The organism is Janibacter zhangyanbonis, assembly GCF_050507325.1.
GTDB lineage: Bacteria > Actinomycetota > Actinomycetes > Actinomycetales > Dermatophilaceae > Janibacter.
Genome location: NZ_CP191481.1, coordinates 2,221,646 through 2,245,647, shown reverse-complemented (window position 1 = coordinate 2,245,647; position 24,002 = coordinate 2,221,646). Strand labels below are relative to the sequence as shown.

Here is a 24,002-nt window from a genome sequence, read left to right as displayed (position 1 = left end):
GGGGTCCGCGTCAGCAGCAGCGGGTCCCGGGGTTGCGCTCCTGCTGCGCGTAGTGCTCCCGCCAGAAGTCGGCCCGTGCCGGCACCGTCCGCTCCGGGTGTACCCGGCGCAGGTGCTCGACGTAGCGCTCGTAGCGGTCGGCCCCGGTCACCCCCGACACGAAGCGGCCGATCCGCCGCACCACGTCGAAGGGGGTGCCCGTCGCCGCGCTCATCAGTGGCCGCCCTTGGCGGCGGGCGAGGGCTCCAGGCCCACCTCCCGCCACTCGGCGAGGACCTGCTTCTCCTCGGGGGTGGCCATCGGGCCCGAAGGCGCGAAGATCCGCGACGGGACGCCCTCGGTCTCGCTCGTCGGCAGCCCGCCGTGGCGCACGGCGCGCACCATGACGACGACGGCCGCGGCGACGACGATGATGACGAGCACGGCGAAGACGATCGACAGGGTGCCCTGGACGAGCGAGTTGAAGATGATCTTGTCCATGTCGGCCGGCGACGCGGCGCCGGTGAGCAGCTCGCCCTTGTCGCGCGCCTCCACGAAGGCGTCACGCTGCGCGAAGTAGCCGATCTTGGGGTTGCTGCTGAAGATCTTCAGCGCGGATGCCCACAGGGTGATGAGCAGGTCCCACACGAGCGCGACGCCCGGGATCCACGCCCAGCGCAGGTTGCCCTGCTTGACGATGATCGTCGTGACGACCGCCAGCGCGATCGCCGCCAGGAGCTGGTTGGCGATGCCGAAGAGCGGGAAGAGGGTGTAGATCCCGCCGAGCGGGTCGAGGATGCCCATGACGAGGATCGACCCCCACCCGGCGACGACGATGAGGCTGCACAGCCAGGCGCCCGGGCGCCACGACGGGTCCTTGAAGCGGGCCATGCCGGGGACATTGCCCAGGGCGTCGGAGAACATGAAGCGCGCGACGCGGGTGCCGGCGTCGACCGTGGTGAGGATGAAGAGCGCCTCGAACATCACCGCGAAGTGGTACCAGAAGGACTTCAGCGACTCGCCACCGAAGACGCTCATGACCTCGCTCATGCCGAAGGCGAGCGTCGGGGCGCCGCCGGTGCGGGAGATGATCGTCTCCTCGCCGACACTGTCCGCGGCCTGCTGGAGGGTGGCCGCGTCGACCGGCGGCACGGGCCCACCCGACGGGGTGCTGAGCGGCAGGCCGTTGACGTAGTCGGCGGCGCTGCCCGGCTCGCCACCGGTGAGCGCGACCGGGGCGTTCATCGCGAAGTAGATGTGCTGGTCGATGCTCACGGCCGCGACCATCGCCATGACGGCGACGAAGGACTCGGTGAGCATCGAGCCGTAGCCGATGAAGCGGGCCTGGCTCTCCTTCTCGATGAGCTTGGGGGTCGTGCCCGAGGAGATCAGCGCGTGGAAGCCGGAGAGGGCGCCGCAGGCGATGGTGATGAAGAGGAAGGGGAAGAGCGACCCGGCGAAGGCGGGACCGGTGCCCGTCGACGCGAACTCGGTGACCGCCGGCATCTTCACCTCGGGGCGCGCGACGAGGATGCCGATCGCGAGCAGCGCGATCGTGCCGACCTTCATGTAGGTCGACAGGTAGTCGCGGGGGGCGAGGAGCAGCCAGACCGGGAGCACCGACGCGGCGAAGCCGTAGCCGATGAGCAGCCAGGCCAGCGTGATCGGCTCGAGGGTGAAGGTCTGCGACAGCGTCGGGTGCTCGGCGACCCAGCCGCCACCGATGATGGCCGCGACGAGCAGGGCCACGCCGATGAGCGAGACCTCGCCGACCGCGCCGGGCCGCAGGTAGCGCAGGTACAGGCCCATGAAGAGCGCGATGGGGATGGTCATCGCGATCGAGAAGACACCCCAGGGGGAGTGGGCCAAGGCGCCGATGACGACGATGCCCAGGACGGCGATGAGGATGAGCATGATGGCGAGCACGCCGACGATCGCGGCGGTGCCGCCGACCCGGCCGAGCTCGTCACGGGCCATCTGCCCGAGGCTGCGGCCCCCGCGGCGGATCGACAGGTGCAGGACCATGTAGTCCTGCACGGCCCCGGCGAAGACGACGCCGACGACGATCCACAGCGTGCCGGGCAGGTAGCCCATCTGGGCGGCCAGGACCGGCCCGACGAGCGGGCCGGCACCGGCGATCGCGGCGAAGTGGTGCCCGAAGAGCACCCGCCGGTCCGTCGGCATGAAGTCCTTGCCGTTCTCGAACTCCTCTGCGGGAGTGGCGCGCTCGTCGCGCGGCTTGAGCACCTTGTACTCGATCAGGCGCGCGTAGAAGCGGAAGCCGATGATGTAGGTGCACACCGCCGCGAAGACGAACCAGACGGCATTGACGTGCTCGCCACGGACCACGGCGATCATCGTCCAGCCGACCGCCCCGAGCAGGGCGACGAGCGCGAAGCCGAGCTTCTCCCTTCCGCTCACGGTGTGCGGGGTGCGCACCGCGACCGGCGGCCGGTCCGGGTCGGTCCGCACCGTCGTCACGCCGTCCCGCTCCTCCATGAGGGTGCTCGACCCACTCTCTCGGCTCATCTCGTCCTTCGTCCACGTCGTCGTGATCAGGGCTGTGTGTCGAACGTAACGCAGTCATGACTAGGCTGTCGGACATGGCTGATTTCGACGTCGTTGTGCTCGGTGCTGGACCCGGTGGCTATGTGGCGGCGATCCGCGCCGCGCAGCTCGGCAACAAGGTCGCGGTGATCGAGAAGAAGTACTGGGGCGGTGTCTGCCTCAACGTGGGCTGCATCCCCAGCAAGGCGCTCATCAAGAACGCCGAGCTGGCGCACACGCTGACCCATGACAAGAAGAAGTTCGGCATCGAGGGCGACGCCACGATGTCCTTCGGCCCGACGCACGCCCGCTCCCGCCAGGTGAGCGCCGGCATCGTCAAGGGCGTCCACTTCCTCATGAAGAAGAACAAGATCACCGAGATCGACGGCTGGGGCACGATCACCTCCGCCAACACCGTCGACGTCGCCCTCAACGACGGCGAGACCAAGACCGTCTCCTTCGACAAGCTGATCATCGCCGCCGGCGCCACCACCCGCATGCTCCCGGGCGTCGAGGTCAGCAAGAACGTCGTCACCTACGAGGAGCAGATCCTCGACGACGACCTGCCGGGCTCGATCATCATCGCCGGCTCCGGCGCCATCGGCGTCGAGTTCGCCTACGTGCTCAAGAACTTCGGCGTCGACGTCACGATCGTCGAGTTCCTCGACCGCATGGTCCCGACCGAGGACGCCGACGTGTCCAAGGAGCTGGCCAAGCACTACAAGAAGCTCGGCGTCAAGGTCATGACGGGCACCAAGGTCGAGTCCGTCGAGGACACCGGCTCCGGCGTCAAGGTCACCGTCACCCCGGCGAAGGGGGGCGACGCGCAGGTCCTTGAGGCCGACCGCCTCCTCTCCGCGATCGGCTTCGCCCCGCGCACCCAGGGCTACGGCCTGGAGTCGATCGGGGTCGAGCTCACCGAGCGCGGTGCCATCGCGATCGACGAGTACTGCCGGACCAACGTCGACAACGTCTACGCCATCGGTGACTGCACGGCGAAGCTCATGCTCGCCCACGTCGCCGAGGCGCAGGGCGTCGTCGCCGCCGAGCACATGAACGGCGCCGAGACGATGCCGGTCGACTACGACTTCATCCCGCGCGCGACCTACTGCCACCCGCAGATCGGCTCCTTCGGCTACTCCGAGGAGCAGGCCAAGGAGAAGGGCTTCGACGTCAAGACGGCGACCTTCCCCTTCACCGCCAACGGCAAGGCCATGGGCCTGGGCGACGCGGTCGGCTTCGTCAAGGTCGTCGCCGACGCGGAGCACAACGAGATCATCGGCGCCCACATGATCGGCCCCGACGTGACCGAGCTGCTCCCGGTCCTCACCCTCGCGCAGAAGTGGGACCTGACGGCCGACGAGGTCGCCCGCAACGTCTTCGCGCACCCGACGCTGTCCGAGGCGGTCAAGGAGGCCGTCGAGGGCATCGCGGGGCACATGATCAACCTCTGACGACCGACGCGTCGAGCAGCCACGGCGCCCCCTTCGCCCGGATTATGGGCGAAGGGGGCGCCGCTGCTAACCTTCACGGGTTGCCGTGAAAATCGGCCGCGGATCCACAGAGCCCCGGTGAACCAGCCCGGGCGCGCCGCGCAACAACCCAGAGAAGGAGCAGTGTCGCAGCATGCCGCTGACCGCTGACGTCAAGAAGCAGATCATGGCCGAGTACGCCACCGTCGAGGGCGACACCGGCTCCCCCGAGGTGCAGGTCGCGCTGCTCACCCAGCGCATCAAGGACCTCACCGAGCACGCTCGTGAGCACAAGCACGACCACCACAGCCGCCGCGGCCTGCTGCTGCTCGTCGGTCGTCGCCGCCGCCTCCTGCGTTACCTGGAGAGCACCGACATCGAGCGCTACCGTGCGCTGATCAAGCGCCTCGGCCTTCGCCGATAACAGCTTCGTGGAGAGCGGTTCCCGCCCAAGGGGACCGCTTCTTCGCGTATCCGGGGGGATTCTCCCTTCGGCACAACTGAAGAGATCGACAACTGAAGATCGTCACAGCAGAAGACCTACCGGGGCACAACGACGATGCTCCCGGTTCGCAGAGAGAAAAGGAGGACCCGATGGAGGGTCCTGAGATCACCGCCACCGAAGCCACCATTGACAACGGCTCGTTCGGCACCCGCACCATCCGGTTCGAGACCGGTCGCCTCGCCAAGCAGGCTGGAGGCGCGGTCAGCGCCTACCTCGACGGCGAGACCATGCTCCTGTCGACCACCACGGCCGGCAAGACCCCGAAGGACCACTTCGACTTCTTCCCCCTGACGGTGGACGTCGAGGAGCGCATGTACGCCGCCGGTCGCATCCCCGGCAGCTTCTTCCGCCGTGAGGGTCGTCCCGGCACGGACGCGATCCTCACCTGCCGCCTCATCGACCGCCCGCTGCGCCCGACCTTCAAGAAGGGTCTGCGCAACGAGGTCCAGGTCGTCATCTCCGTGCTGTCGGTCCACCCGGACCACCAGTACGACGTCCTCGCGATCAACGCCGCGTCGGCCTCGACGCAGATCTCCGGTCTGCCCTTCTCGGGCCCGATCGGTGCCGTCCGCGTCTCGCTCATCGACGGCCAGTGGGTCGCCTTCCCCAACTTCAGCGACATCGAGCGCTCGACCTTCGACATGGTCGTCGCCGGCCGCGTCGTCGATGGTGGTGACGTCGCGATCATGATGGTCGAGGCCGAGTCCACCGAGTCGACGTGGAACCTCGTGAAGAACGAGGCCAAGACCGCGCCGACCGAGGAGGTCGTCGCCGAGGGCCTCGAGGCCAGCAAGACCTTCATCAAGGTCCTGTGCGACGCCCAGGCCGAGCTGGCCCAGCAGGCCGCGAAGCCGGTCGAGGACTTCCCGATCTTCCTCGACTACCAGGACGACGCCTACGCCGCCGTCGAGAAGGCCACCTCGGCCGACCTCGCGACCGCGCTGACGATCGCCGGCAAGCAGGAGCGCGAGGACCGTCTCGACGAGATCAAGGACGCCATGAAGGCCTCCCTCGCGGGCTCCGAGGAGGCTCCCGGTGAGTTCTTCGGTCGCGAGAAGGAGCTCTCCGCGGCCTACCGCTCGGTGCAGAAGGCGCAGGTCCGCCAGCGCATCCTGCGCGACAAGGTCCGCATCGACGGCCGTGGCCTCGCCGACATCCGCGCCCTCGGCGCGGAGGTCGAGGTGCTGCCGCGCGTGCACGGCTCGGCGCTCTTCGAGCGCGGCGAGACCCAGATCATGGGTGTCACCACGCTCAACATGCTCAAGATGGAGCAGCAGATCGACTCGCTCGGGCCGGTCACCAAGAAGCGCTACATGCACAACTACAACTTCCCGCCCTACTCGACCGGTGAGACCGGCCGGGTCGGCAGCCCGAAGCGCCGCGAGATCGGCCACGGTGCGCTCGCCGAGCGTGCGCTCCTGCCGGTGCTGCCCCCGCGCGAGGAGTTCCCCTACGCGATCCGTCAGGTCTCCGAGGCTCTCGGGTCCAACGGTTCGACGTCGATGGGCTCGGTCTGCGCCTCGACGATGTCGCTGCTCAACGCCGGTGTGCCGCTGCGCGCCGCCGTCGCCGGCATCGCCATGGGTCTGGTCTCCGACGAGGTCGACGGCCAGACGCAGTACGCGGCCCTGACCGACATCCTCGGCGCCGAGGACGCCTTCGGCGACATGGACTTCAAGGTCGCCGGTACCCGCGAGTTCGTCACGGCGATCCAGCTGGACACCAAGCTCGACGGCATCCCGGCCTCCGTGCTCGCCGGCGCGCTGACCCAGGCCCGTGACGCGCGGATGCACATCCTCGACGTCATGAACGAGGCCATCGACGCGCCCGACGAGATGGCGCCGACCGCGCCGCGGATCATCACCGTCCAGGTGCCGGTCGACAAGATCGGTGAGGTCATCGGCCCCAAGGGCAAGATGATCAACCAGATCCAGGACGACACCGGCGCCGACATCAGCATCGAGGACGACGGCACCGTCTTCATCGGTGCGGTCGACGGCCCGTCCGCGGACGCTGCGCGCAATGCGATCAACGCGATCGCCAACCCGCAGATGCCCGAGGTCGGCGAGCGCTTCCTCGGCACCGTCGTCAAGACGACGACCTTCGGCGCCTTCATCTCCCTGACGCCGGGCAAGGACGGCCTGCTGCACATCTCCGAGGTGCGCAAGCTCGTCGGCGGCAAGCGCATCGACGCCGTCGAGGACGTCCTCGGCGTGGGCCAGAAGGTCCAGGTCGAGCTCAAGGAGATCGACCCGCGCGGCAAGCTCAGCCTCGCCGCGGTCCTCACCCCGGAGCAGGAGGCCGAGCTGGCCTCCGGCTCGAAGGGTGACGACGAGGGTGGTCGTGGCGGTCGCCGTGAGGGCGGTCGCGACGGCGGTCGTGAGGGTGGCCGCGACGGCGGTCGTCGTCGCCGTCGCCGCAGCGACAACGACTCCGGCGAGTCCTCCGAGACCGAGTCGGCCCCGGCCGACGGTGGCGAGTCGCAGGACGACTGACCACAGGTCCCTGACGCAGCGGGCCGGCTCTCCCACACGGGAGGGTCGGCCCCCTTCGTCATGCCTGTGGACAACCGACGGGCGAAGGGGGCGGACCTCGCCTAGCGTGGGCGCAGCCGCCCACGGGCGGTGACCTGATCACGCCACACCAAGGGGACCCATGAAGGCACTGCGCCTGCTCACCGGACTCGTCGCGACCCTGCTCCTGCTCGGAGGGGTCGCCGTCGCCATCCTGCTCGGACCGGACGACACGTGGAGAGGTGAGCCCGCAGCACTGCCCGACAGCGCGCCGGTCATCGCGACGGCGCCGCAGCTGCTCAACGTCGCGGGCATCGACCTGGTCGTCTCGGCACGTGCGAGCACGGGGGAGGTCTTCGTCGGGGCCGGGCACCCGGTGCACGTGCAGGACTACCTCGACGGCGTCACGCACACCGAGATCGACGAGCTGTCGGCCGACGGTGTCGGGGGGAGCCAGCCGCGTGACGGTGACCGCGCCTACCCGGCGGCCCCGCCCGCAGACCTGGACGTCTGGGAGGAGCAGCAGGTGGCGCAGGACGTGACCGTGGCCGTCCCGCTCACCGAGGAGGCGCCGGTGCAGGTCGTCGCCCTGCCCGCGAAGGCCGGGGGAGCCGCTCCCGAGGTGGGCATCGGCTACGGCCTGCCCGGAGCCTTCGTCGCGGGTCTCGTCGCGGCCGTCGTCGGTCTGCTCCTGCTCGTCGGCACCGTCGTCTGGGGCCGCCGCGCGAAGCGAGCCCGTCGCACGGCACCCGCCACCGCCCCCGAGGCGCTTGCCGAGTCCGCCCCGGCGCAGGCCACCACCGTGACGCGGGGAGCGACCCGCGTCGCCGCCGTCGGCGTGGTCGCCGTGCTGGCCGCCGGGTGCTCGATCCCGCAGCAGGTCGACCACGGCAAGGCGCCCGGGGTCGTCCCGCTCGAGGCGGCGGACGCGCAGGCGGCGCTCGACGACTACGACGTGCGCAACAACGCGGCGATCAAGGCCTCGCACACGGGTGACGGCAGCCGGTGGAGGGCCGCGGATGCGGGGCCCGTCCTCGCCAAGGACCTGGTCGAGGCCAAGACCAATGCCGTCGACCGGCCCACGACCAAGGCGGTGACCTTCACCCACGAGGTCGAGGAGACCTTCGCCGCGCCGCAGTCGGCCTACCCGCAGTGGTTCGTCGTCTCCTACACGAGCTCCCCCGACCCCGAGTCGAAGGGCGTCGGGCTGTCCCTCCAGACCAGAGACCACGTCACGGAGCCGTGGCGCGGCTACTCGTCGGTCTGGGTGGACGAGGGCGCGCCGACGCCGCTGCCGCCCGCGCAGGCCGCGCCGAGCGCCGACGACCTCGAGCGCGCCGAGGAGGTCGACGACCTCCTGGCGACCTGGGTGGAGGAGGGGGAGGCCCCCGGGCTGCAGGTGACCAAGGAGCTGGCTGACCACCGCGCCGAGATGAACACGACGAGCCGGGGCGTGAGCCGCTTCGCCAACTCGTCCGATCCGTGGGGTGGTGCCGAGGATCGCACCGCACCCGGGGGATCGGTTCGGGCCGTGCGCGTCAAGGAGGGCCTGCTCGTGCTCACGGATCAGGAGTGGGAGAACCGCGGGTACCTCGAGGCCGACTTCCAGTGGAGGCTGGATGCGACGGACAAGAAGGTCTTCCCGCAGCAGGACGAGACCAATGTCTACGGCCGCGACTTCGCCCTGAGCGCCGCGATCCTCGTCCCCGACTCGGGCGACGCTCGTGTGCTGGGCGCTCGGGCTCCCCGGGTGCTCGGCTTCCCCCGCTGACGCTCACCTCGGGGTCGTGACCCCATGACGAAGCCCCCGGCACCGTGCGGTGCCGGGGGCTTCGTGGTGCAGGGGCGGGCGGTCAGGCCGCGCGGCGGGCGCTGCGACGGGACTCGTCGATCCAGCGCATCTCCATGCGGGTCCGGCCGTCCGCGCCGCGCACGGGGACCCAGATGCAGGTCAGCTTGGGCGCGGGACGCGCGGTCTTCATCGGTGAAACGGTCATCTCGGACACCTCCTGTTCACGTTCTGTTCACCTACGACTTTAGCAGCAAAGTGAACGGAAGGTGAACGACGCGCCGGTGGTGCCTCACCGGAAGGGGCTTCGTAGGCTGGCCCCATGACGACGAAGGTGGCAGTGATCGGCGCCAAGGGGCGCATGGGTGCGACGGCGTGCGAGGCGGTCGAGGGGGCCGACGACCTCGAGCTCGTCGGGCGCTTCGACGAGGGTGACGAGCTGGGTGACCTCGGCGGCGCCGAGGTCGTCGTCGACTTCACCGTCCTGGCCGCGAGCGAGTCGAATGTGCGCCACTGCGTCGAGCGCGGCGTCCACGTCGTCGTCGGCACGTCGGGGTGGACCGACGAGCGCGCGGCCCGGCTGCGCACCGAGGTCGAGGCGAAGGGGGGAGTGGGCGTGCTCATCGCCCCGAACTTCGCCATCGGCGCGGTGCTCATGATGCAGTTCGCCAAGCAGGCCGCCCGCTTCTACGAGTCGGTCGAGGTCGTCGAGCTGCACCACCCGCGCAAGGTCGACGCCCCCAGCGGCACCGCCACCCGCACCGCCGAGCTCATCGCGGCCGCCCGGGAGGAGGCCGGGCTGGGTGCCGTGCCCGACGCGACGACCGACGACCCGGACGGTGCGCGCGGTGCGAGCGTCGAGGGGATCCCGGTGCACGCCGTGCGGCTGCGCGGCCTCGTCGCCCACCAGGAGGTGCTCCTCGGCAACGAGGGCGAGATGCTGACGATCCGCCACGACTCCTTCGACCGCGTCTCCTTCATGCCCGGTGTCCTCGCCGGCGTGCGCGAGGTCGCCAAGCATCCCGGCGTCACCGTCGGTCTGGAGCACGTGCTCGGGCTCTGACCTCGAGGTCGCCTCAGGCGGCCCAGCCCAGGGTGCGCAGCACGGCCGCGAGGGCGGCCGCGCCGAAGATCACGACGACGAAGTTGGCCCGGAGCCACATGAGGACGACGGCCAGGGCGACCGCAGCCAGCCGCGCGTCGAGCACGATCCCGTCCCCACCGCCGACGGTCTGGGTCACGAGGAGGCCGGCGAGCAGCGCGACCGGCAGCAGGCCGATGATGCGCGAGCGGCGTGGCCCGTCGACGAGCGACTCGGGGGCGAGGTAGCCGGCGTACTTCGCGGCGAACCCGAGCGCGCACGCGGCGAGCACGGTGACCCACAGGGCGGTGGCGCTCACAGCAGGTCTCCTTCGGGCTGCTCGATGTCGTGCGCGCCGCTCGGGGTGCCGCCGATCAGTCCGACGACCACGGCCGCGATCGCACCGAGCAGCACCGGCACGCCGGCGGGGGTGGGCACGAGCGTGATGAGCGCGATCGCCGCCGCCAGCAGTGCGGTGACCCTGCCGGTGCGGTCCTTCAGCCGGGGCCAGATGAGGGCGACGAAGGCCGCGGCGGCCGCCGCGTCGAGGCCCCACACCCGCGGGTCACCCAGGGCATTGCCGAGGACCGCGCCGAGGAGCGTCGAGAGGTTCCAGAAGGCGAAGACGCCGATCCCGCCGGCCCAGAAGCCGGCCCGGCGTCCCTCCGGAGTGGTCTGGGCGAGGGAGATGGCGGTCGACTCGTCGATCGTCAGGTGCGCGGCCGTGGCCCGCCGCCACCCGGTGAGGCGCAGGATGCGGGCGAGCTGCAGGCCGTAGAGCCCGTTGCGGATGCCGAGCAGGGTCGACGTCGCGACGGCGGTGACGGGGTTGCCGCCGGAGCCGATGATGCCGACGAGGGCGAACTGCGAGCCCCCGGTGAAGAGGAGCAGGGACATCGCCATCGTCTGCCACAGGTCGAGCCCGGCGGCGATGGACAGCGCGCCGAAGCTGATGCCGTAGGTGCCGCTCGCGATGCCGATCGACAGCCCCTGCTTGCGGGCCTCCGCGATCTCGCGCTCGACGAGGCTCATCGGGCCGAAGGGGGCTGGCTCACCGCCGCGGTCAGGCGCACCTCGCGTGCGGTCGCGCCGTCAGGGGCGACGACGCGGTCGCGGTAGGCGCCGTCGGGCGCCAGCCCGGCGCCGGTGAGGAAGGAGCGCAGCGCCTCGTGCTCGACGAGGCACCAGACCGCGACGTGCTCGGCGCCGGCCTCGCGCAGGATGTCGACCGCGGCGTTGACCAGGCGCGAGCCGTGGCCCTGGCGCCGGTGGCCGGGGTGCACGCCGAGCGCGGTGATCTCGCCCGTGGTCTGCCCGGCGTCGGGGTCCTGGCTCGGGCCGATCGCAGCGAAGCCGACGACCTCGTCGCCGGCGCACGAGACGAGCAGTCGGTGCACCCCCGCGGGAGGAGTGCGAAGGGAGTCGCGCCAGGCGGCCTCGAAGGCCCGCGGGTCGAAGGCGGCATGGACCTCGGGCGGGACGATGCCGTCGTAGGCCTCCTGCCACACGAGGGCCTGCACCCGGCCGACGGCGGCCGCGTCGTCGGCAGCGGCGGTGCGCACGCTGGCGTCGGCGGAGGTCATCAGCGCCCCACGAACTGCGGGGAGCGGCGCTCGCCGAAGGCGCGCTGACCCTCGGCGAGGTCCTCGCTCGCCCAGGCCCGGGCGAAGGCCTCGGCATAGGCGTGGTCGGCGTCGGGGGTGGAGTTCATCCCGAGCTTGGACCCGGCCTGCGAGAGGGGCGCGAGCGGCGCGGCGGTGCGGGCGAGGTCGAGGGCCGCGTCGAGGTCGCCCCGCCGCTGGGCGAAGCCGAGCCGCCAGGCGTCCTCGCCGTCGAGCACGGCCGCCGTGAGCACCATGTGGCGGGCGGCGCCCTCGCCCCAGAATCGGGCGACCCGGTCGAGCGTCCATCTGTCGACCATGAGGCCGAGCTTGGCCACCGGCACCGCGAAGCGGGCGCGCTCGCCGACCACGCGCAGGTCGCAGGCGACGGCGAGCTGCATGCCCAGACCCATGCACGAGCCGGAGATCGCGGCGATCGTCGTGATCGGCACGGCGGCGAGGTGCTGCAGGACCTCGGCGAGACGCTCGGTGAAGGAGACGTCCTCGAGCTCGGTGAGGTCGGCGCCGGCGCAGAAGTGCCCCTCGGCGCCTGTGAGGACGAGGGCGCGGGCCCCGGCGTCGACCGCGGCGACGACGGCGGCGTGCAGCTCCTCGAGGGCGGTCAGGTCGAGCGCATTGCGCCGGTGCGTGCGGTCGATGGTGATGACGGTGACGGCGTCGTGGGTCTCGCTGAGGATGGGCACGTCGCCAGCATACGGAGGGCGTCATCGCTCCCCGGACCCCCGCTCGTCCTGCAGGATCGATCGGCCGTTGCTACGGTCGACGGCAGGGACAGCAGCAACCCGTAGGGGTCTGCAGGACAAGGGATCTGGTGCGGGTGACGTCCTCCCACACACCCGCCACACCCATGCCTGTTAGGGGATCCAGCATGCCCATGTCACGCCTCACCACGTCCGTCGCCGCCGTCGCCGCGGGCGTCCTCCTCCTCGGCGCCGCGGGGGGCACCTTCGCCCAGTGGAAGGAGTCGGAGACCGTCGACGGTGGGACCGTCACCGCCGGCCACCTCGACATGGAGGTGACCCCCGGGACGTGGTTCGACACGAAGGGGACGCCGGACGACACCTCCGACGACACCGAGCTCGACGCCGCCAGCTTCCGCATCGTCCCCGGCGACGTCATCGAGTACCGCGCGACGATCACCCCCGACCTCGTCGGTGACAACCTCGAGGCGGAGCTGTCGAGCGACCTGTCGACGGCCACCGGCGATCTCGCCGACTTCGTCACGACCGAGTCGACGCTGGACGGGGCACCGACCCAGACGCTCACCCCGGCCGACAACGGCACGAGCTTCGACGCGATCGTGCGCGTCGAGATGCCCTACGGCGAGGGCACGGTGACCGACCCCGACGGTGGTGAGGACACCTCCCTCGACCTCAGCTCGATGGAGATCGCGCTGGTCCAGACGCCCAACCCGTGACCCCCACCGGCCGCCTCGCGCGCGCCGGATTGGCTTGCGCCCTGGGTCTGCTCGTCCTCACCGGGGCGGGCGGGACCGGGGCGAGCTGGGTCCATCGCGTGGAGCGCGAGCCCGGGGCGATCACGGCCGGCGGGGTGTCGGTGACGCCGGCTGCGCAGCGGGTCGAGCTGCACTCGCGGCAGCCGGCGGGCTCACGGACCTACGCGTCCTCGTCGTCGTGCACCGCAGCCCCGGGGTACACGGAGTGCCGGGTCATCACCGACACCGTGGCCCAGGAGGCGCTCATCCCCAGCGACCGCGTCGTCGTCGTCGACCGGGCGACGGTCGCGGCCCGGGGGGCCAACCTCGCCGGCACGCTCGACGTGCGGGTGCGGCCCCTGACGTCGTCGGCCCTCTCGGCCTTCAGCGGCACGGCGACCGCCACGACGACGATCACCCCGCCGACGGGCAGCGCGGTCACGGGCGAGACGGGCAGCTTCCCCGTCTCCCGCTCGACGGGCGCCGGACTCGGCGAGTACACCGTCCGCACGGTGATCACCACGCCGCCGAGCGGCCCCACCGGTGACTGGGGGACCGCACTCACCGGACAGCGCCTGTACGACGGCGCCTACACCTACACCTTCACCCAGTCGTGAGGAGGGCGACGATGGCACTCACCCGAGGGCGCACGACGGCGCTCGCCGGTGCGGCGGTGACGGTTGCCCTCGTCGTGACCCTCGCCCCCTCCGGTGACAGCCGGGCCAGGTGGCGGGAGACGGCGTCGACCACGGCGAAGGCAGCGAGCTCGGACGGCTTCGGCATGACGGCGACCAATGTCACTGACTCTGCCGCGATGCCGTGGCCAAACGGCCGCTGGGCGAACTCGCCGCAGATCACCCTGACCAACCAGTCCGCGCGGCACTCGTCGTGGACCAACGTCAAGAGCACGAAGCTGGCGAAGGTCGACGCTGGTGACACCAACTCCGTCGTCTCCGTGGCCGCGCTGGCCTACACCCACGGCACCGGCACGTGCAGCGCCGGAGGTCAGGGCAGCTACTGGTCGGCGCGGGCCGCCGGCCAGGTCGTCGACGGCACGACCTACACCCGCAGCCAGTCGAAGGTCGCGGGAGCCACGATGTCGCCGGGGCAGAGCCGGACCCTGTGCCCGGTGGTGACCCTCGACTACCCGAGCACGACGGCCGGCCAGCGCACGGCGCTGCTCAACCACGCCGGGCGCGCCCTCGACATCACCACGGTCGTCGGCCAGCGCTCGGAGGCGCCGGCGACGTGGAGCTCGCCCGACCGCACCGTCGTCAGCAGGTACCGCATCGCGATGCCGCCCCCGGCCACGCCGAGCTCGGACGTCTGCCAGCGCACCCTGTCCAACGGGACCCCGTCCTCGGTCGGCTACTACGGCGGGTTCTTCTGGGGGTGGCCCGACCCGGTGACGAGCACGGCGACGGCCACACCCGCCATGGCCGGGGGGTGGGACATCATGCGCCGGTCGCGGACGGGCGCATGGGAGGTCTGGAAGTCCATCGCCTCCGGCAACGAGCGCAGCCTCGCCGGGATCAACAGCAGGGACATCAGCGACCAGCGTGACGAGGTCCGCGAGTTCAAGCTGCGGGGCTACCCCTTCGCCGGAGACCGGACCCGCTACGTCGAGTCCGCCTGGATCGCCCGGGCGCGCAACGACTGGTCGCTGCTCACCGACCGGTGGACGTGCGACAGCCCGCTGCCGAACCCCGACGCCGGGCCGACCAACCTGCCATGACCACCACCCTTCGTCGTCTCACGACCTGGCTGCTCGCCGGGGTGCTCGTCGTGCTCCTGCTCGTCCTCGTCGTCACGGTCGCCTACCCGAGGTTGCGTGGCTACGTGCCACTGACGATCCTCACCGGCTCGATGGAGCCGACCTACGCCCCCGGGACGCAGGTCTTCGTCGAGCCGGTCGAGGGCGCGGACGAGGCACAGGAGCGCATCGGGGTCGGCTCGGTCATCACCTTCATGCCCTACCCGGACGACCCGACGCTCGTGACGCACCGCGTCGTCAAGGTGTCGCACGGCACCGACGGCGCGCCCCGCTACACGACCCAGGGCGATGCCAACTCCGCCCCCGACGAGACCCGGGTCGGGACCCAGCAGCTGCGCGGCGTCGTGCGCTACGACGTGCCGTGGGTCGGCCACGTCGCCTCGAGCATCGGCGCGCAGCGCAAGGCGGAGCTCGGCAAGGGGCTGGCCGTCCTGCTCTTCGGCTATGCGGCGTGGAACGTCGCGGGCGCGGTTCGCGACCGGCGCCGCCAGTCGACCGAGGAGATGGGTGTCGATGCGGACTGAGCTGCTGCTCGCGACGGTCGGCCTCGTGCTCCTCGCGCCGTCCGCCGTCGCGGACGGGCCCGGCATCGAGCTCTCTCGCGACGGCCGGTCCTGGAGCAGCGCGCTGAGCGCCCCGCTCCTTGACGAGGACGTGCGCATCGTCCCGGGCGGGGCGACCCGCTCCGACCTGTGGCTGCGCAACTCCTCGGGTCGGTCGACGACCTTGACGGTCGCGACCGGGCCGGTGCGCTCGACGATGCCGGAGGGAGTGTCGCCGCTCGACGACTTCCGGGTGCGGGTCGGCGGGACCGGGCTGACGAGCGACTCCGCGAGGCGCTGCGTCGTCGTGGTGCGTCAGACCCTCGATCCGGGGGAACGGGTCCGCGTGCCGGTGTCCGTGGCCCTGCCGAGCACCTCGCGCCGGGTCAGCGAGCGGCGATCGGTGGCCGTGCCGCTGCAGCTGCACCTGACCGAAGGGGGAGCCGCGGACGCCTGCTCGGGTGCGCCGACGAACCCGACGAACCCGGGGACTCCGTCGAACCCGGGGACTCCGTCGAACCCGGCGGACCCACCCGAGACGCCGGGGTCCGTCCAGACCGACGGTGGCCCCTGGAGCAGGGTGCGGTCGCGGACCTGGGGCTCGTGGCCCTGCTGTCGGCGGCGCTGGCCGTGGCCCTCAGGAGGCGAGCAGCAGGGCGCCGAGGGCGACGAGCCAGCTGACAAAGCTGCCGACGAGGAAGTACTCGGTGACCTTGTCGATGTCGGACGGGCGACGGCTGTCGTCGCTGCTCGCGTGCGACCTCAGCTCGGGCCAGCGGATGAGTCCCTTGGCCGCGATGACGAGGCCGGCGGCGGTGAGCTCGCCCGCGAGGCCGAGGCCGAGGATGAAGAGTCGCTCGAGCGGCCCGAGCAGCCGCCCGCCGCGCAGCTCGCCGTCGACGCCGCCGGCCACGGGTCGCGCGGGGAGCGCGCCGGTCGTCACGAGCACGAGGCGCACGAGGCGGTTGCCCGTCGCCAGCTGGACGAGGACCAGGCCGGCGAGCAGCAGCGCGTGGTCTGGTGTGGGCTGCCACGGCAGGTTGCTCCACGCGAGCCAGTCGGCGAGCAGGCCGCCGACGGGTGGGGCCCAGCCCGAGCCCGCGAGCTGGACGAGCAGGGCGGCGGCGAAGGTGGACAGCGCCAGCCCGTGACCCGACCCGGCGTCGGCGCGCTCGGCGGCGACGGTCCAGGCGAGGAGGCCGGCGGCGGCCAGTGCGGTGAGCGCGACCCCGCCCCACGTCCCGAGCAGGCCGGCGGTGGCGGTGACGACGAGCAGCAGGAGCAGTCCGAGGGCGGGCAGCCCGCGGGTCTCGCGGGCCGTCGCCGGGTGCGGGCCGAGGCTGCGCAGCAGGTCGACGGACCCGATGGTGACGAGGAGGGCGGCGAGCACGCTCATGGCAGGGCTCCGAGCTCGGCGTCGAGGGCGACCAGCTGGTCGAGGGCGTCGCGGTGCACCCGGCGGGAAACGGCCGTCGGGCTGATCTCCTCCACCTCGGCGAGCTCGCGCTGGGTCGTGCCGTCGAGCAGCCCGCGCAGGAGGCGCTGGGAGCGCTCGTCGAGGTCGGCGACGAGCAGGTCGCGGTGCCGCAGCGCCGCGTCGAGGGCCAGGCCGACGGGGGAGTCCTCGACCCACCGGGTGCGCACGACGCGCCCCCGGCTGCCCGCCGACTCCTCGTCCCCCTTCGCCAGGGTGATCGCCTCCCGGGCCTGCCACCACCCGGGGCCGTCCTGGACGAGGCCGTCGTCGCTGAGCGCGGTGACCTCGCCGTGGCCGAGTCCGTAGCGGGTCTCGACCTCGGGCAGGAGGCTCAGCCGCAGCAGCAGGGCGGCGTGCACGGCCTCGCCCCGCCGGGCCCAGGCGCCCTGGAACTCGTCGCCCACGGTCACGCGCAGCGGCTGGAGGGGATCGGTCCTGGCGTTGACGAGCGCGATGACCTCTTCGAGCCGTGCATGCAGCGCACGTCGGTCGTCGGCCGCCCGGCTGCGGACGACGTCGCCGATGAGGGTCGCGATCGCGGTCATGTGAACACCATAGATCACTTCAGTCCAAAATGAACCGATATGGTTGATATAGAGGTGAGTGAACCCATCGAGTCACCTCTCGTAGGTGACGAAGGCGAAGCCCTCTCGTGGGCTGCGGGCGACCTCACGCCACCCGGCGTCGACCTCGGGGAAGAAGACCTCGGCCTGCGGCGAGGCGTCGATCTCGGTCAGCTCCAGGCGCGAGGCCAGGTCGATCGTCTGCCGGTAGATCTCACCGCCCCCGACGACGAAGACCTCGCCCGGACCGGCCGCCACGAGGGCCTCGGCCAGCGAGTGGACGACGACCGCCCCGGGCGCGCTCCACGCGTGGTCGGACGTGACGACGACGGTCGTGCGGCCGGGCAGGGCACGCCCGATCGAGTCCCACGTGCGGCGGCCCATGACCATCGTGCCGCCCATGGTCAGGGCCTTGAAGTGCGCCAGGTCCTCGGGCAGGTGCCACGGCATGCCGCCGTCGACGCCGATGGCGCGGTTGGCCCCGAGCGCGGCGACGAGGACCAGGCGCTGGTCGTGGCCGAGCTCGACGAAGGGGGGCAGCGTCCCCTCCCGCAGCCCCTCGAGCACCACCCGCTCGTGCGGCACGACCTGCGTCGGCAGGTCGTCGAGTCGCCACCACCGCAGGTCCGCCGCCTTGTCGGGCTCCTGCAGCGAGGGCTCGCCCGACCACGCCGTGACGTGGAAGAAGAAGTCGGCCCGCTGCTCGATCGGACCGAGCAGGCTCGTGCGCTGCACGGTCGTCAGCGGCGCGGCGGTCTCGACGCGCACCCCGAGCTCCTCGCCGACCTCGCGGTGCAGCGCCTCGCTCGGCGCGCTCGCGTCCTCGACGTGGCCGGCGGCGCCGCAGGCCCACCAGCCGTCCATGAACCCGGTGCCCCGGCGCAGCTGGAGCAGCACCTCGGTGCCCTGCCCGCCCTCGCGGGTCATCACCGCGTAGGACGCGGCGACGAGCGGGACCCGACCGCGCAGGTCGTCGGGGACGCGACGCGGCAGGCTCATACGGCGATCGGCGCCTTGATGCTCGGGGCGGCCTCGTAGCCGACGAGGGTGAAGTCCTCGATCTCGTAGGCGTCGATGGACTCGCGCGGCGTGATCTCCATGCGTGGCAGCGGGCCGGGGGAGCGGGTCAGCTGCTCGTCGGCCTGGTCGAGGTGGTTGCTGTAGAGGTGCGCGTCGCCGAGGGTGTGGACGAACTCGCCCGGCTCCTTGTCGACCTGCTGGGCGACCATCATCGTCAGCAGCGCGTAGGAGGCGATGTTGAAGGGCACGCCGAGGAAGATGTCGGCGCTGCGCTGGTAGAGCTGGCACGACAGCCGGGGGCGACCCCCTTCGCTCGCCGGCGTGACGTAGAACTGGAAGATCGTGTGGCAGGGCGGCAGCGCCATCGAGTCGACCTCGGCGACATTCCACGCCGAGACGATGTGCCGGCGGCTGTCGGGGTTGGTCCGCAGGCCCTCGATGACCTTGCTGATCTGGTCGATCGTGCCGCCCTCGGGGGTCGGCCACGAGCGCCACTGGTGCCCGTAGACCGGGCCGAGGTCGCCGTGCTCGTCGGCCCACTCGTCCCAGATGCTGATACCGCGCTCCTGCAGCCAGCGCACGTTGGTGTCGCCGCGCAGGAACCACAGCAGCTCGCCGATGATCGAACGCAGGTGGAGCTTCTTCGTCGTCAGGACCGGGAAGCCCTCCGAGAGGTCGAAGCGCATCTGGTGGCCGAAGACGCTGCGGGTGCCGGTCCCGGTCCGGTCCGACTTGTCGACGCCGTGGTCGCGGACGTGCTCGAGGAGGTCGAGGTACTGACGCATGGCGCCACGATAGACGCCACCACCGACGGCTACGCTGAGCCGCATGACGACTTCCCCCTTCGGACGGGTGGTCACCGCGATGGTGACGCCCATGACCCCAGACGGCGCCGTCGACGCGAAGGGCGTCGCCGCCGTCGTCGAGCACCTCGTCGCCAGCGGACACGACGGTGTCGTCGTCAACGGCACCACCGGCGAGTCCCCGACCCTCAGCTCCGCGGAGAGCATCGCGATGGTCGAGACGGTCAAGCAGGCCGCGGGCGACCGCCTCGCCGTGACCGCGGGTGTCGGGTCCAACAACACCGCGCACGCCATCGAGATGGCCACGGCCGCGACCCGGGCCGGCGCCGACGGCCTGCTCGTCGTCTCGCCCTACTACAACAAGCCCACCCAGGCCGGTCTGCTCGCCCACACGCGGGCCATCGCCGACGCGGCGAAGCTGCCGATCATGCTCTACGACATCCCCGGGCGCACCGCCGTCCCCTTCGCCGTGGAGACCCTCGTGGCGCTCGCCGACCACGAGCGCATCGTCGCCGTCAAGGACGCGAAGGGGGACCTGTGGGCCTCCTCGCAGGTCATGGCCGAGACCGACCTGCTCTGGTACTCCGGCGCCGACGAGTACAACCTCGCCCACCTCGCCCAGGGGGCGCACGGTGTCGTCTCCGTCGTCGGCCACGTCGCCGGCCGGCAGTACGCGGACATGATCGCCGCCGTCGACGCCGGTGACCTCGCGGCCGCCCGCGAGATCCACCACCGACTCATCCCCGTGACCAATGCCCTGATGTCGACCTCGCAGGGCGCGATCATGGCCAAGGCCGCGCTCGTCGAGCTCGGCGTCATCGACCACGCGACCGTCCGCCTGCCCTACGTCGAGGGGCCGGCCGAGCACCTCGACGTCCTGCGCAAGGGCCTGGCCGCGTCCGGCATCGGAGGAGGCGCATGAGCCACCCGCACCCCGACCTGCAGCTCCCGCCCCCGCTCGCCGACGGCGCCCTGCGGGTCGTCCCGCTCGGCGGTCTCGGCGAGGTCGGCCGCAACATGGCGGTCGTCGAGCACGACGGTCAGCTGCTCATCATCGACTGCGGTGTGCTCTTTCCCGAGGACCACCAGCCGGGCGTCGACCTGATCCTCCCGGACTTCGAGTACATCCTCGACCGCCTCGACGACGTCCAGGCGATCGTCCTCACGCACGGCCACGAGGACCACATCGGCGCCGTGCCCTACCTGCTCAAGCACAAGCCCGACATCCCGCTCGTCGGCTCGATGCTCACCCTCGCCCTCGTCGAGGCGAAGCTCAAGGAGCACCGCATCAAGCCCTACACCCTCGGGGTGCGCGAGGGCGGGCGCGAGAGCTTCGGCGTCTTCGACTGCGAGTTCATCGCGGTCAACCACTCGATCCCCGACGCGCTCGCCGTCTTCGTGCGCACCGCGGGCGGCACCCTGCTGCACACGGGCGACTTCAAGATGGACCAGCTGCCGCTCGACCGGCGCCTGACCGACCTGCGGGCCTTCGCCCGGGTGGGCGAGGAGGGGGTCGACCTCTTCCTCACCGACTCGACCAATGCCGAGGTCCCCGGCTTCACCACCCCCGAGCGCGAGATCGGGCCGGCGATCGACACCGTCTTCCGCAAGGCCCAGCGCCGGATCATCGTCGCGTGCTTCTCCAGCCACGTGCACCGGGTCCAGCAGGTCCTCGACGCCGCCGAGCGCAACGGCCGCAAGGTCGCGATGGTCGGCCGCTCGATGGTCCGCAACATGGGCATCGCCGCCGACCTGGGCTACCTGCACGTGCCCGACGGCGTGCTCGTCGACGTCAAGAAGCTCGACAACTTCCCCGACGACGAGGTCGTGCTCATCTGCACGGGCAGCCAGGGGGAGCCGATGGCCGCCCTCTCGCGCATGGCCAACCGCGACCACCGCATCGACGTCGGTGACGGCGACACCGTCCTGCTCGCCTCGAGCCTGATCCCGGGCAACGAGAATGCCGTCTACCGGGTCATCAACGGCCTCATGCGCCTGGGCGCCGACGTCGTGCACAAGGGCAATGCCAAGGTGCACGTCTCGGGTCACGCCAGCGCCGGCGAGCTGCTCTACTGCTACAACATCGTCAAGCCGCGCAATGTCATGCCGGTCCACGGCGAGTGGCGCCACCTCGTGGCCAATGCCGACCTGGCGATCGCGACCGGTGTCGACCCCGACCACGTCGTCCTCGCCGAGGACGGGGTCGTCGTCGACCTCGTCGACGGCCGTGCCCGGATCGCCGGCGCCGTGCCCTGCGGCTACGTCTACGTCGACGGCTCGAGCGTCGGCGGGACGACCGAGGAGCTGCTCAAGGACCGCCGCATCCTGCGCGACGAGGGCTTCATCTCCGTCATGGTCGTCGTCGACTCCTCGACCGGCAAGGTCGTCGCCGGGCCGGAGATCACCGCCCGCGGCTTCGCCGAGGACGACGAGATCTTCACCCAGGTCAAGCCCAAGATCATCGCCGCGCTCGACGAGGCGGCTCGCAAGGGCACGACCGACACCCACCAGCTGCAGCAGGTCGTGCGCCGCGCCGTCGGCGGCTGGGTCGGCGGCAAGATCCGCCGCCGCCCGATGATCATCCCCGTCGTCGTCGAGGCCTGAGGCCTGCCGGTCCTCACACGCCCCCCGATTTCCGGGTCACCCGAGAAACTGCCCCTTGGCAAGGGTTTCAAACCCTTGCCAAGGGGCAGTTTCTCTTGTTGGGCCGAAGGGGGCCTGCCGGGTCCCCCCTTCGCCCCACCCGAGGAGGGTCAGAGCGAGCGCAGTGCGCCGAGGAGCCGGTCGATGTGCTCGGGCGTCGTGCCCAGGCCGGCGCTGATCCGGACGGCGGTCTCGTGCTCGGTCTCCGAGAGGAGGTCGTCGACGAGCAGGTGCGCGCAGAACTTGCCGTCGCGCACCCCGATGCCGTGGTCGTCGCCGAGGATGCGCGCGACCTCGCTGCTGTCGTGGCCGTCGACGGTGATCGTCGCGACCGGCGCGCCGTCGACGCCGCCGAAGAGGGTGTGCACGCGCACGCCGGGGATCTGCTGCAGGCCGGCGAGCAGGCGGATGCGCAGGGCCTGCTCGTGGTCGATGATCGCCGCCTCGTGCTCGGTGATGAGCTCGCAGGCGGTGGCCAGGGCGACGGCGCCCAGGACATTGGGGGAGCCGGCCTCGTGGCGCGCCGGGCCACAGGTCCACTCGGTCTCGTCGAGGCCGACGCGGGCGGTGGCCCCGCCGCCGGCGAGGTAGGGCTGCGCCTCGTCGAGCCAGTCGGCCCGCCCGACGAGCACGCCGGCGCCGAAGGGGGCGTAGACCTTGTGCCCGGAGAAGGCGACGTAGTCGACCCCGGTCGCGTCGATGTCGACCCGGCGGTGCGGCGCGACCTGGGCCGCGTCGAGCGCGAAGCGCGCGTCGTGCTCGTGCGCCAGGGCGGCGATCCGCTCGATCGGCCAGTGCTCGCCGGTGACGTTGGACGCGCCGGTCGCCACGACGAGGCGGTGCTCGGCCGGGTGGTTGCGCAGCGCCTGGTCGAGCAGGTCGAGCGCCTCGTCGTGGCTGTGCGGCACCGGCAGGCGCAGCACGTCGCCCCACGGCAGCAGCGCCGCGTGGTGCTCCGAGGCGAAGACGAAGACCTTGGTCCCAGCGGGCAGCGCCCGGGCCAGCAGGTTGAAGGAGTCGGTGGTGTTGCGGGTGAAGACGACGTGGTCGTCCTCGCGGGCGCCGACGAAGGCGGCGACGGCCTCGCGGGCCGCCTCGTAGCGCGAGCTCGTGACCCGGGAGGCGAAGCCCGCGCCGCGGTGCACGGACGAGTAGGTGACGGCCGCGGCGGCGACCTCGTCGACCACGGCGGCGAAGGCCGGGGTGGTCGCGCCGTGGTCGAGGTGGGCGTACTCGATGCTCGCGCCGTGCTCGTCGCGGTAGGCGAGGCCCGCGGAGACGAGCTGGGGCAGGGCGGTGGTCGTGCGGTGCAGGTCGGAGATGGTCATGACGGTGCTCCTGGTCCGTTGGGACCCGAGGTGTCGACCGCGAGTCCGCGCTTGCCGGGCGACGGTCTGTCGCCGGCCAGGTCGTCACCCGGAGCACCCCACCGCGGAAGGAGGGTTGCCGACCAGCTAGCCGGGGCTTGTCGCTGGTACTCGTGACCTTGGCTCAGACCATAACCGACCGACCGCGCCTGCTGTCGACCCTCCACGGGGCGCGTCTCGCCCCGTGGACATCAGGCCAGGGCGACGGCGAGCACGGCCCCGGCGACGAGATAGGGGCCGAAGGCGAGGTGGGTCGAGCGCTGCGCCCGGCGGGTGACGAGCAGCCCGGCGGCCACGAGACCGCCGATGACGAAGCCGAGCCAGACCCCCACGGCGAGCGTGCTCCAGCCCAGCCAGGCGAGCGTCGGCGCGATGGAGACCATGAGCTTGGCGTCGCCCATGCCGATGGACCTGCCGAAGAGGACGAAGGCGAGCAGCACCGTCCCGCCGCCCACGAGCAGCGCCGCCAGACTCGCGCGGGCGAGGGCGCCCCAGTCGCCGGTCGCGGCCGACGCGACGGTGAGCAGCACGGCCTGGACCGGCACGAGCGGCAGGGTGATCGCATTGGGCAGGCGGTGGACGTCGGCGTCGACGGCGGCGAGGACGAGGCCGGCGAGGGCCAGGGCGAGCGGCGCGAGCAGCACCGGCCAGGGGCGGTCGGCGAGCCCGCGCTCCACGACGAGCCCGACGAAGGGAGCGACTCCGGCGACCCAGAGGTGGCGGGGGAGGGGGCCCCCTTCGTCCGGCCGGCGGTAGCGACCGGTGCGCAGCCAGAGCCACCCGAGCACCCCGCAGGCGGCCGCGAGGAGCACGACGAGGAGGGTCCGGGAGTCCACGGGGCGAGGCTAACCGCTGCGATCCGTGGCCCGT

The 24,002-nt window shown here is 71.7% G+C and carries 24 protein-coding genes and 1 riboswitch; of the genes, 11 read left to right on the top strand and 13 right to left on the bottom strand.

Annotated features, from left to right (window positions below; translation table 11 throughout):
* Positions 1-10: 10 nt before the first annotated feature.
* Together ACQBJO_RS10920 and ACQBJO_RS10915 are read right to left on the bottom strand one after the other, a co-directional pair.
* Positions 11-214: a YbdD/YjiX family protein gene (locus tag ACQBJO_RS10920; RefSeq protein ID WP_421007321.1), complete on the bottom strand. Its 204-nt coding sequence runs from the start codon at positions 212-214 to the stop codon at positions 11-13.
* Entirely contained in the window at positions 214-2,508 is a 2,295-nt protein-coding gene (locus ACQBJO_RS10915) for a carbon starvation CstA family protein (protein ID WP_421007320.1), read from the bottom strand. Before ACQBJO_RS10915 ends, ACQBJO_RS10920 begins: the two co-directional genes overlap by 1 nt.
* 74 nt (positions 2,509-2,582) lie before the next feature.
* Here ACQBJO_RS10915 and lpdA point away from each other — a divergent pair, with 74 nt between their 5' ends.
* The 4 genes from lpdA (at position 2,583) to ACQBJO_RS10895 (ending at position 8,787) form a co-directional block, all read left to right on the top strand.
* A complete protein-coding gene (gene lpdA / locus ACQBJO_RS10910; protein ID WP_421007319.1) occupies positions 2,583-3,980 on the top strand; it encodes a dihydrolipoyl dehydrogenase in 1,398 nt (465 codons plus the stop codon).
* Between the two features lie 172 nt (positions 3,981-4,152).
* The gene (gene rpsO / locus ACQBJO_RS10905; RefSeq protein WP_255183830.1) at positions 4,153-4,422 is read left to right on the top strand and encodes a 30S ribosomal protein S15; all 270 of its coding nucleotides are present in this window, start codon (positions 4,153-4,155) and stop codon (positions 4,420-4,422) included.
* Positions 4,423-4,592: 170 nt separating this feature from the next.
* Entirely contained in the window at positions 4,593-6,998 is a 2,406-nt protein-coding gene (locus ACQBJO_RS10900) for a polyribonucleotide nucleotidyltransferase (RefSeq protein WP_421007318.1), read from the top strand.
* Between the two features lie 160 nt (positions 6,999-7,158).
* Positions 7,159-8,787, top strand: coding sequence for a hypothetical protein (locus ACQBJO_RS10895; RefSeq protein WP_421007317.1), 1,629 nt, complete (start codon positions 7,159-7,161; stop codon positions 8,785-8,787).
* Positions 8,788-8,869: 82 nt separating this feature from the next.
* On the opposite strand, the gene ACQBJO_RS10890 is transcribed toward ACQBJO_RS10895, so the two are convergent.
* Positions 8,870-9,013 carry a hypothetical protein gene (locus tag ACQBJO_RS10890; protein ID WP_421007316.1) on the bottom strand — a complete coding sequence of 48 codons (144 nt, stop codon included), beginning with the start codon at positions 9,011-9,013 and terminating at the stop codon, positions 8,870-8,872.
* A gap of 114 nt (positions 9,014-9,127) precedes the next feature.
* Between ACQBJO_RS10890 and dapB the strand changes: the two genes are divergently transcribed.
* Positions 9,128-9,868 carry a 4-hydroxy-tetrahydrodipicolinate reductase gene (gene dapB, locus ACQBJO_RS10885; protein WP_421007315.1) on the top strand — a complete coding sequence of 247 codons (741 nt, stop codon included), beginning with the start codon at positions 9,128-9,130 and terminating at the stop codon, positions 9,866-9,868.
* Between the two features lie 13 nt (positions 9,869-9,881).
* On the opposite strand, the gene ACQBJO_RS10880 is transcribed toward dapB, so the two are convergent.
* Genes ACQBJO_RS10880 through ACQBJO_RS10865 form a run of 4 tightly spaced genes read right to left on the bottom strand, consistent with a single transcriptional unit; the run spans position 9,882 to position 12,191 of the window.
* On the bottom strand, positions 9,882-10,205 hold the full coding sequence (locus tag ACQBJO_RS10880; RefSeq protein WP_421007314.1) for an AzlD domain-containing protein: 324 nt from the start codon (positions 10,203-10,205) through the stop codon (positions 9,882-9,884).
* A complete protein-coding gene (locus tag ACQBJO_RS10875) occupies positions 10,202-10,918 on the bottom strand; it encodes an AzlC family ABC transporter permease (RefSeq protein ID WP_421007313.1) in 717 nt (238 codons plus the stop codon). The genes ACQBJO_RS10880 and ACQBJO_RS10875 overlap by 4 nt, the downstream gene beginning before the upstream one ends.
* Positions 10,915-11,469 carry a GNAT family N-acetyltransferase gene (locus tag ACQBJO_RS10870; protein WP_421007312.1) on the bottom strand — a complete coding sequence of 185 codons (555 nt, stop codon included), beginning with the start codon at positions 11,467-11,469 and terminating at the stop codon, positions 10,915-10,917. Before ACQBJO_RS10870 ends, ACQBJO_RS10875 begins: the two co-directional genes overlap by 4 nt.
* Entirely contained in the window at positions 11,469-12,191 is a 723-nt protein-coding gene (locus ACQBJO_RS10865; protein ID WP_421007311.1) for an enoyl-CoA hydratase-related protein, read from the bottom strand. Before ACQBJO_RS10865 ends, ACQBJO_RS10870 begins: the two co-directional genes overlap by 1 nt.
* A 185-nt stretch (positions 12,192-12,376) precedes the next feature.
* Between ACQBJO_RS10865 and ACQBJO_RS10860 the strand changes: the two genes are divergently transcribed.
* The 4 genes from ACQBJO_RS10860 to ACQBJO_RS10845 are packed head-to-tail and all read left to right on the top strand — an operon-like array spanning position 12,377 to position 15,241.
* A complete protein-coding gene (locus tag ACQBJO_RS10860) occupies positions 12,377-12,925 on the top strand; it encodes an alternate-type signal peptide domain-containing protein (protein ID WP_421007310.1) in 549 nt (182 codons plus the stop codon).
* Entirely contained in the window at positions 12,922-13,560 is a 639-nt protein-coding gene (locus ACQBJO_RS10855; protein WP_421007309.1) for a hypothetical protein, read from the top strand. The genes ACQBJO_RS10860 and ACQBJO_RS10855 overlap by 4 nt, the downstream gene beginning before the upstream one ends.
* Positions 13,561-13,571: 11 nt before the next feature.
* Positions 13,572-14,678 (top strand): hypothetical protein, encoded by a 1,107-nt coding sequence (locus ACQBJO_RS10850; RefSeq protein ID WP_421007308.1) that lies wholly within the window; start codon positions 13,572-13,574, stop codon positions 14,676-14,678.
* Entirely contained in the window at positions 14,675-15,241 is a 567-nt protein-coding gene (locus ACQBJO_RS10845) for a signal peptidase I (RefSeq protein WP_421007307.1), read from the top strand. Before ACQBJO_RS10850 ends, ACQBJO_RS10845 begins: the two co-directional genes overlap by 4 nt.
* Before the next feature lie 655 nt (positions 15,242-15,896).
* Here ACQBJO_RS10845 and ACQBJO_RS10840 read toward each other — a convergent pair.
* The 4 genes from ACQBJO_RS10840 to ACQBJO_RS10825 all read right to left on the bottom strand — a co-directional run bounded on the left by ACQBJO_RS10840 (position 15,897) and on the right by ACQBJO_RS10825 (position 19,104).
* Positions 15,897-16,655 carry a hypothetical protein gene (locus tag ACQBJO_RS10840; protein WP_421007306.1) on the bottom strand — a complete coding sequence of 253 codons (759 nt, stop codon included), beginning with the start codon at positions 16,653-16,655 and terminating at the stop codon, positions 15,897-15,899.
* On the bottom strand, positions 16,652-17,281 hold the full coding sequence (locus tag ACQBJO_RS10835; protein WP_421007305.1) for a SatD family protein: 630 nt from the start codon (positions 17,279-17,281) through the stop codon (positions 16,652-16,654). Before ACQBJO_RS10835 ends, ACQBJO_RS10840 begins: the two co-directional genes overlap by 4 nt.
* Before the next feature lie 72 nt (positions 17,282-17,353).
* The gene (locus ACQBJO_RS10830; protein ID WP_421007304.1) at positions 17,354-18,298 is read right to left on the bottom strand and encodes a dihydrofolate reductase; all 945 of its coding nucleotides are present in this window, start codon (positions 18,296-18,298) and stop codon (positions 17,354-17,356) included.
* Positions 18,295-19,104 carry a thymidylate synthase gene (locus tag ACQBJO_RS10825; RefSeq protein ID WP_421007303.1) on the bottom strand — a complete coding sequence of 270 codons (810 nt, stop codon included), beginning with the start codon at positions 19,102-19,104 and terminating at the stop codon, positions 18,295-18,297. Before ACQBJO_RS10825 ends, ACQBJO_RS10830 begins: the two co-directional genes overlap by 4 nt.
* A 43-nt stretch (positions 19,105-19,147) precedes the next feature.
* On the opposite strand from ACQBJO_RS10825, the gene dapA reads away from it, so the two are divergent.
* On the top strand, positions 19,148-20,044 hold the full coding sequence (gene dapA / locus ACQBJO_RS10820) for a 4-hydroxy-tetrahydrodipicolinate synthase (protein WP_255183812.1): 897 nt from the start codon (positions 19,148-19,150) through the stop codon (positions 20,042-20,044).
* Positions 20,041-21,726 carry a ribonuclease J gene (locus tag ACQBJO_RS10815; RefSeq protein ID WP_255183811.1) on the top strand — a complete coding sequence of 562 codons (1,686 nt, stop codon included), beginning with the start codon at positions 20,041-20,043 and terminating at the stop codon, positions 21,724-21,726. The genes dapA and ACQBJO_RS10815 overlap by 4 nt, the downstream gene beginning before the upstream one ends.
* A gap of 149 nt (positions 21,727-21,875) precedes the next feature.
* Here ACQBJO_RS10815 and ACQBJO_RS10810 read toward each other — a convergent pair whose 3' ends face one another.
* Complete coding sequence (locus ACQBJO_RS10810; protein WP_421007302.1) at positions 21,876-23,093, bottom strand: aminotransferase class V-fold PLP-dependent enzyme; 1,218 nt, start codon at positions 23,091-23,093, stop codon at positions 21,876-21,878.
* 42 nt (positions 23,094-23,135) lie between these two features.
* A riboswitch (SAM riboswitch) is annotated at positions 23,136-23,251 on the bottom strand.
* 72 nt (positions 23,252-23,323) lie between these two features.
* Complete coding sequence (locus ACQBJO_RS10805; protein ID WP_421007301.1) at positions 23,324-23,968, bottom strand: prepilin peptidase; 645 nt, start codon at positions 23,966-23,968, stop codon at positions 23,324-23,326.
* Positions 23,969-24,002 lie beyond the last annotated feature (34 nt).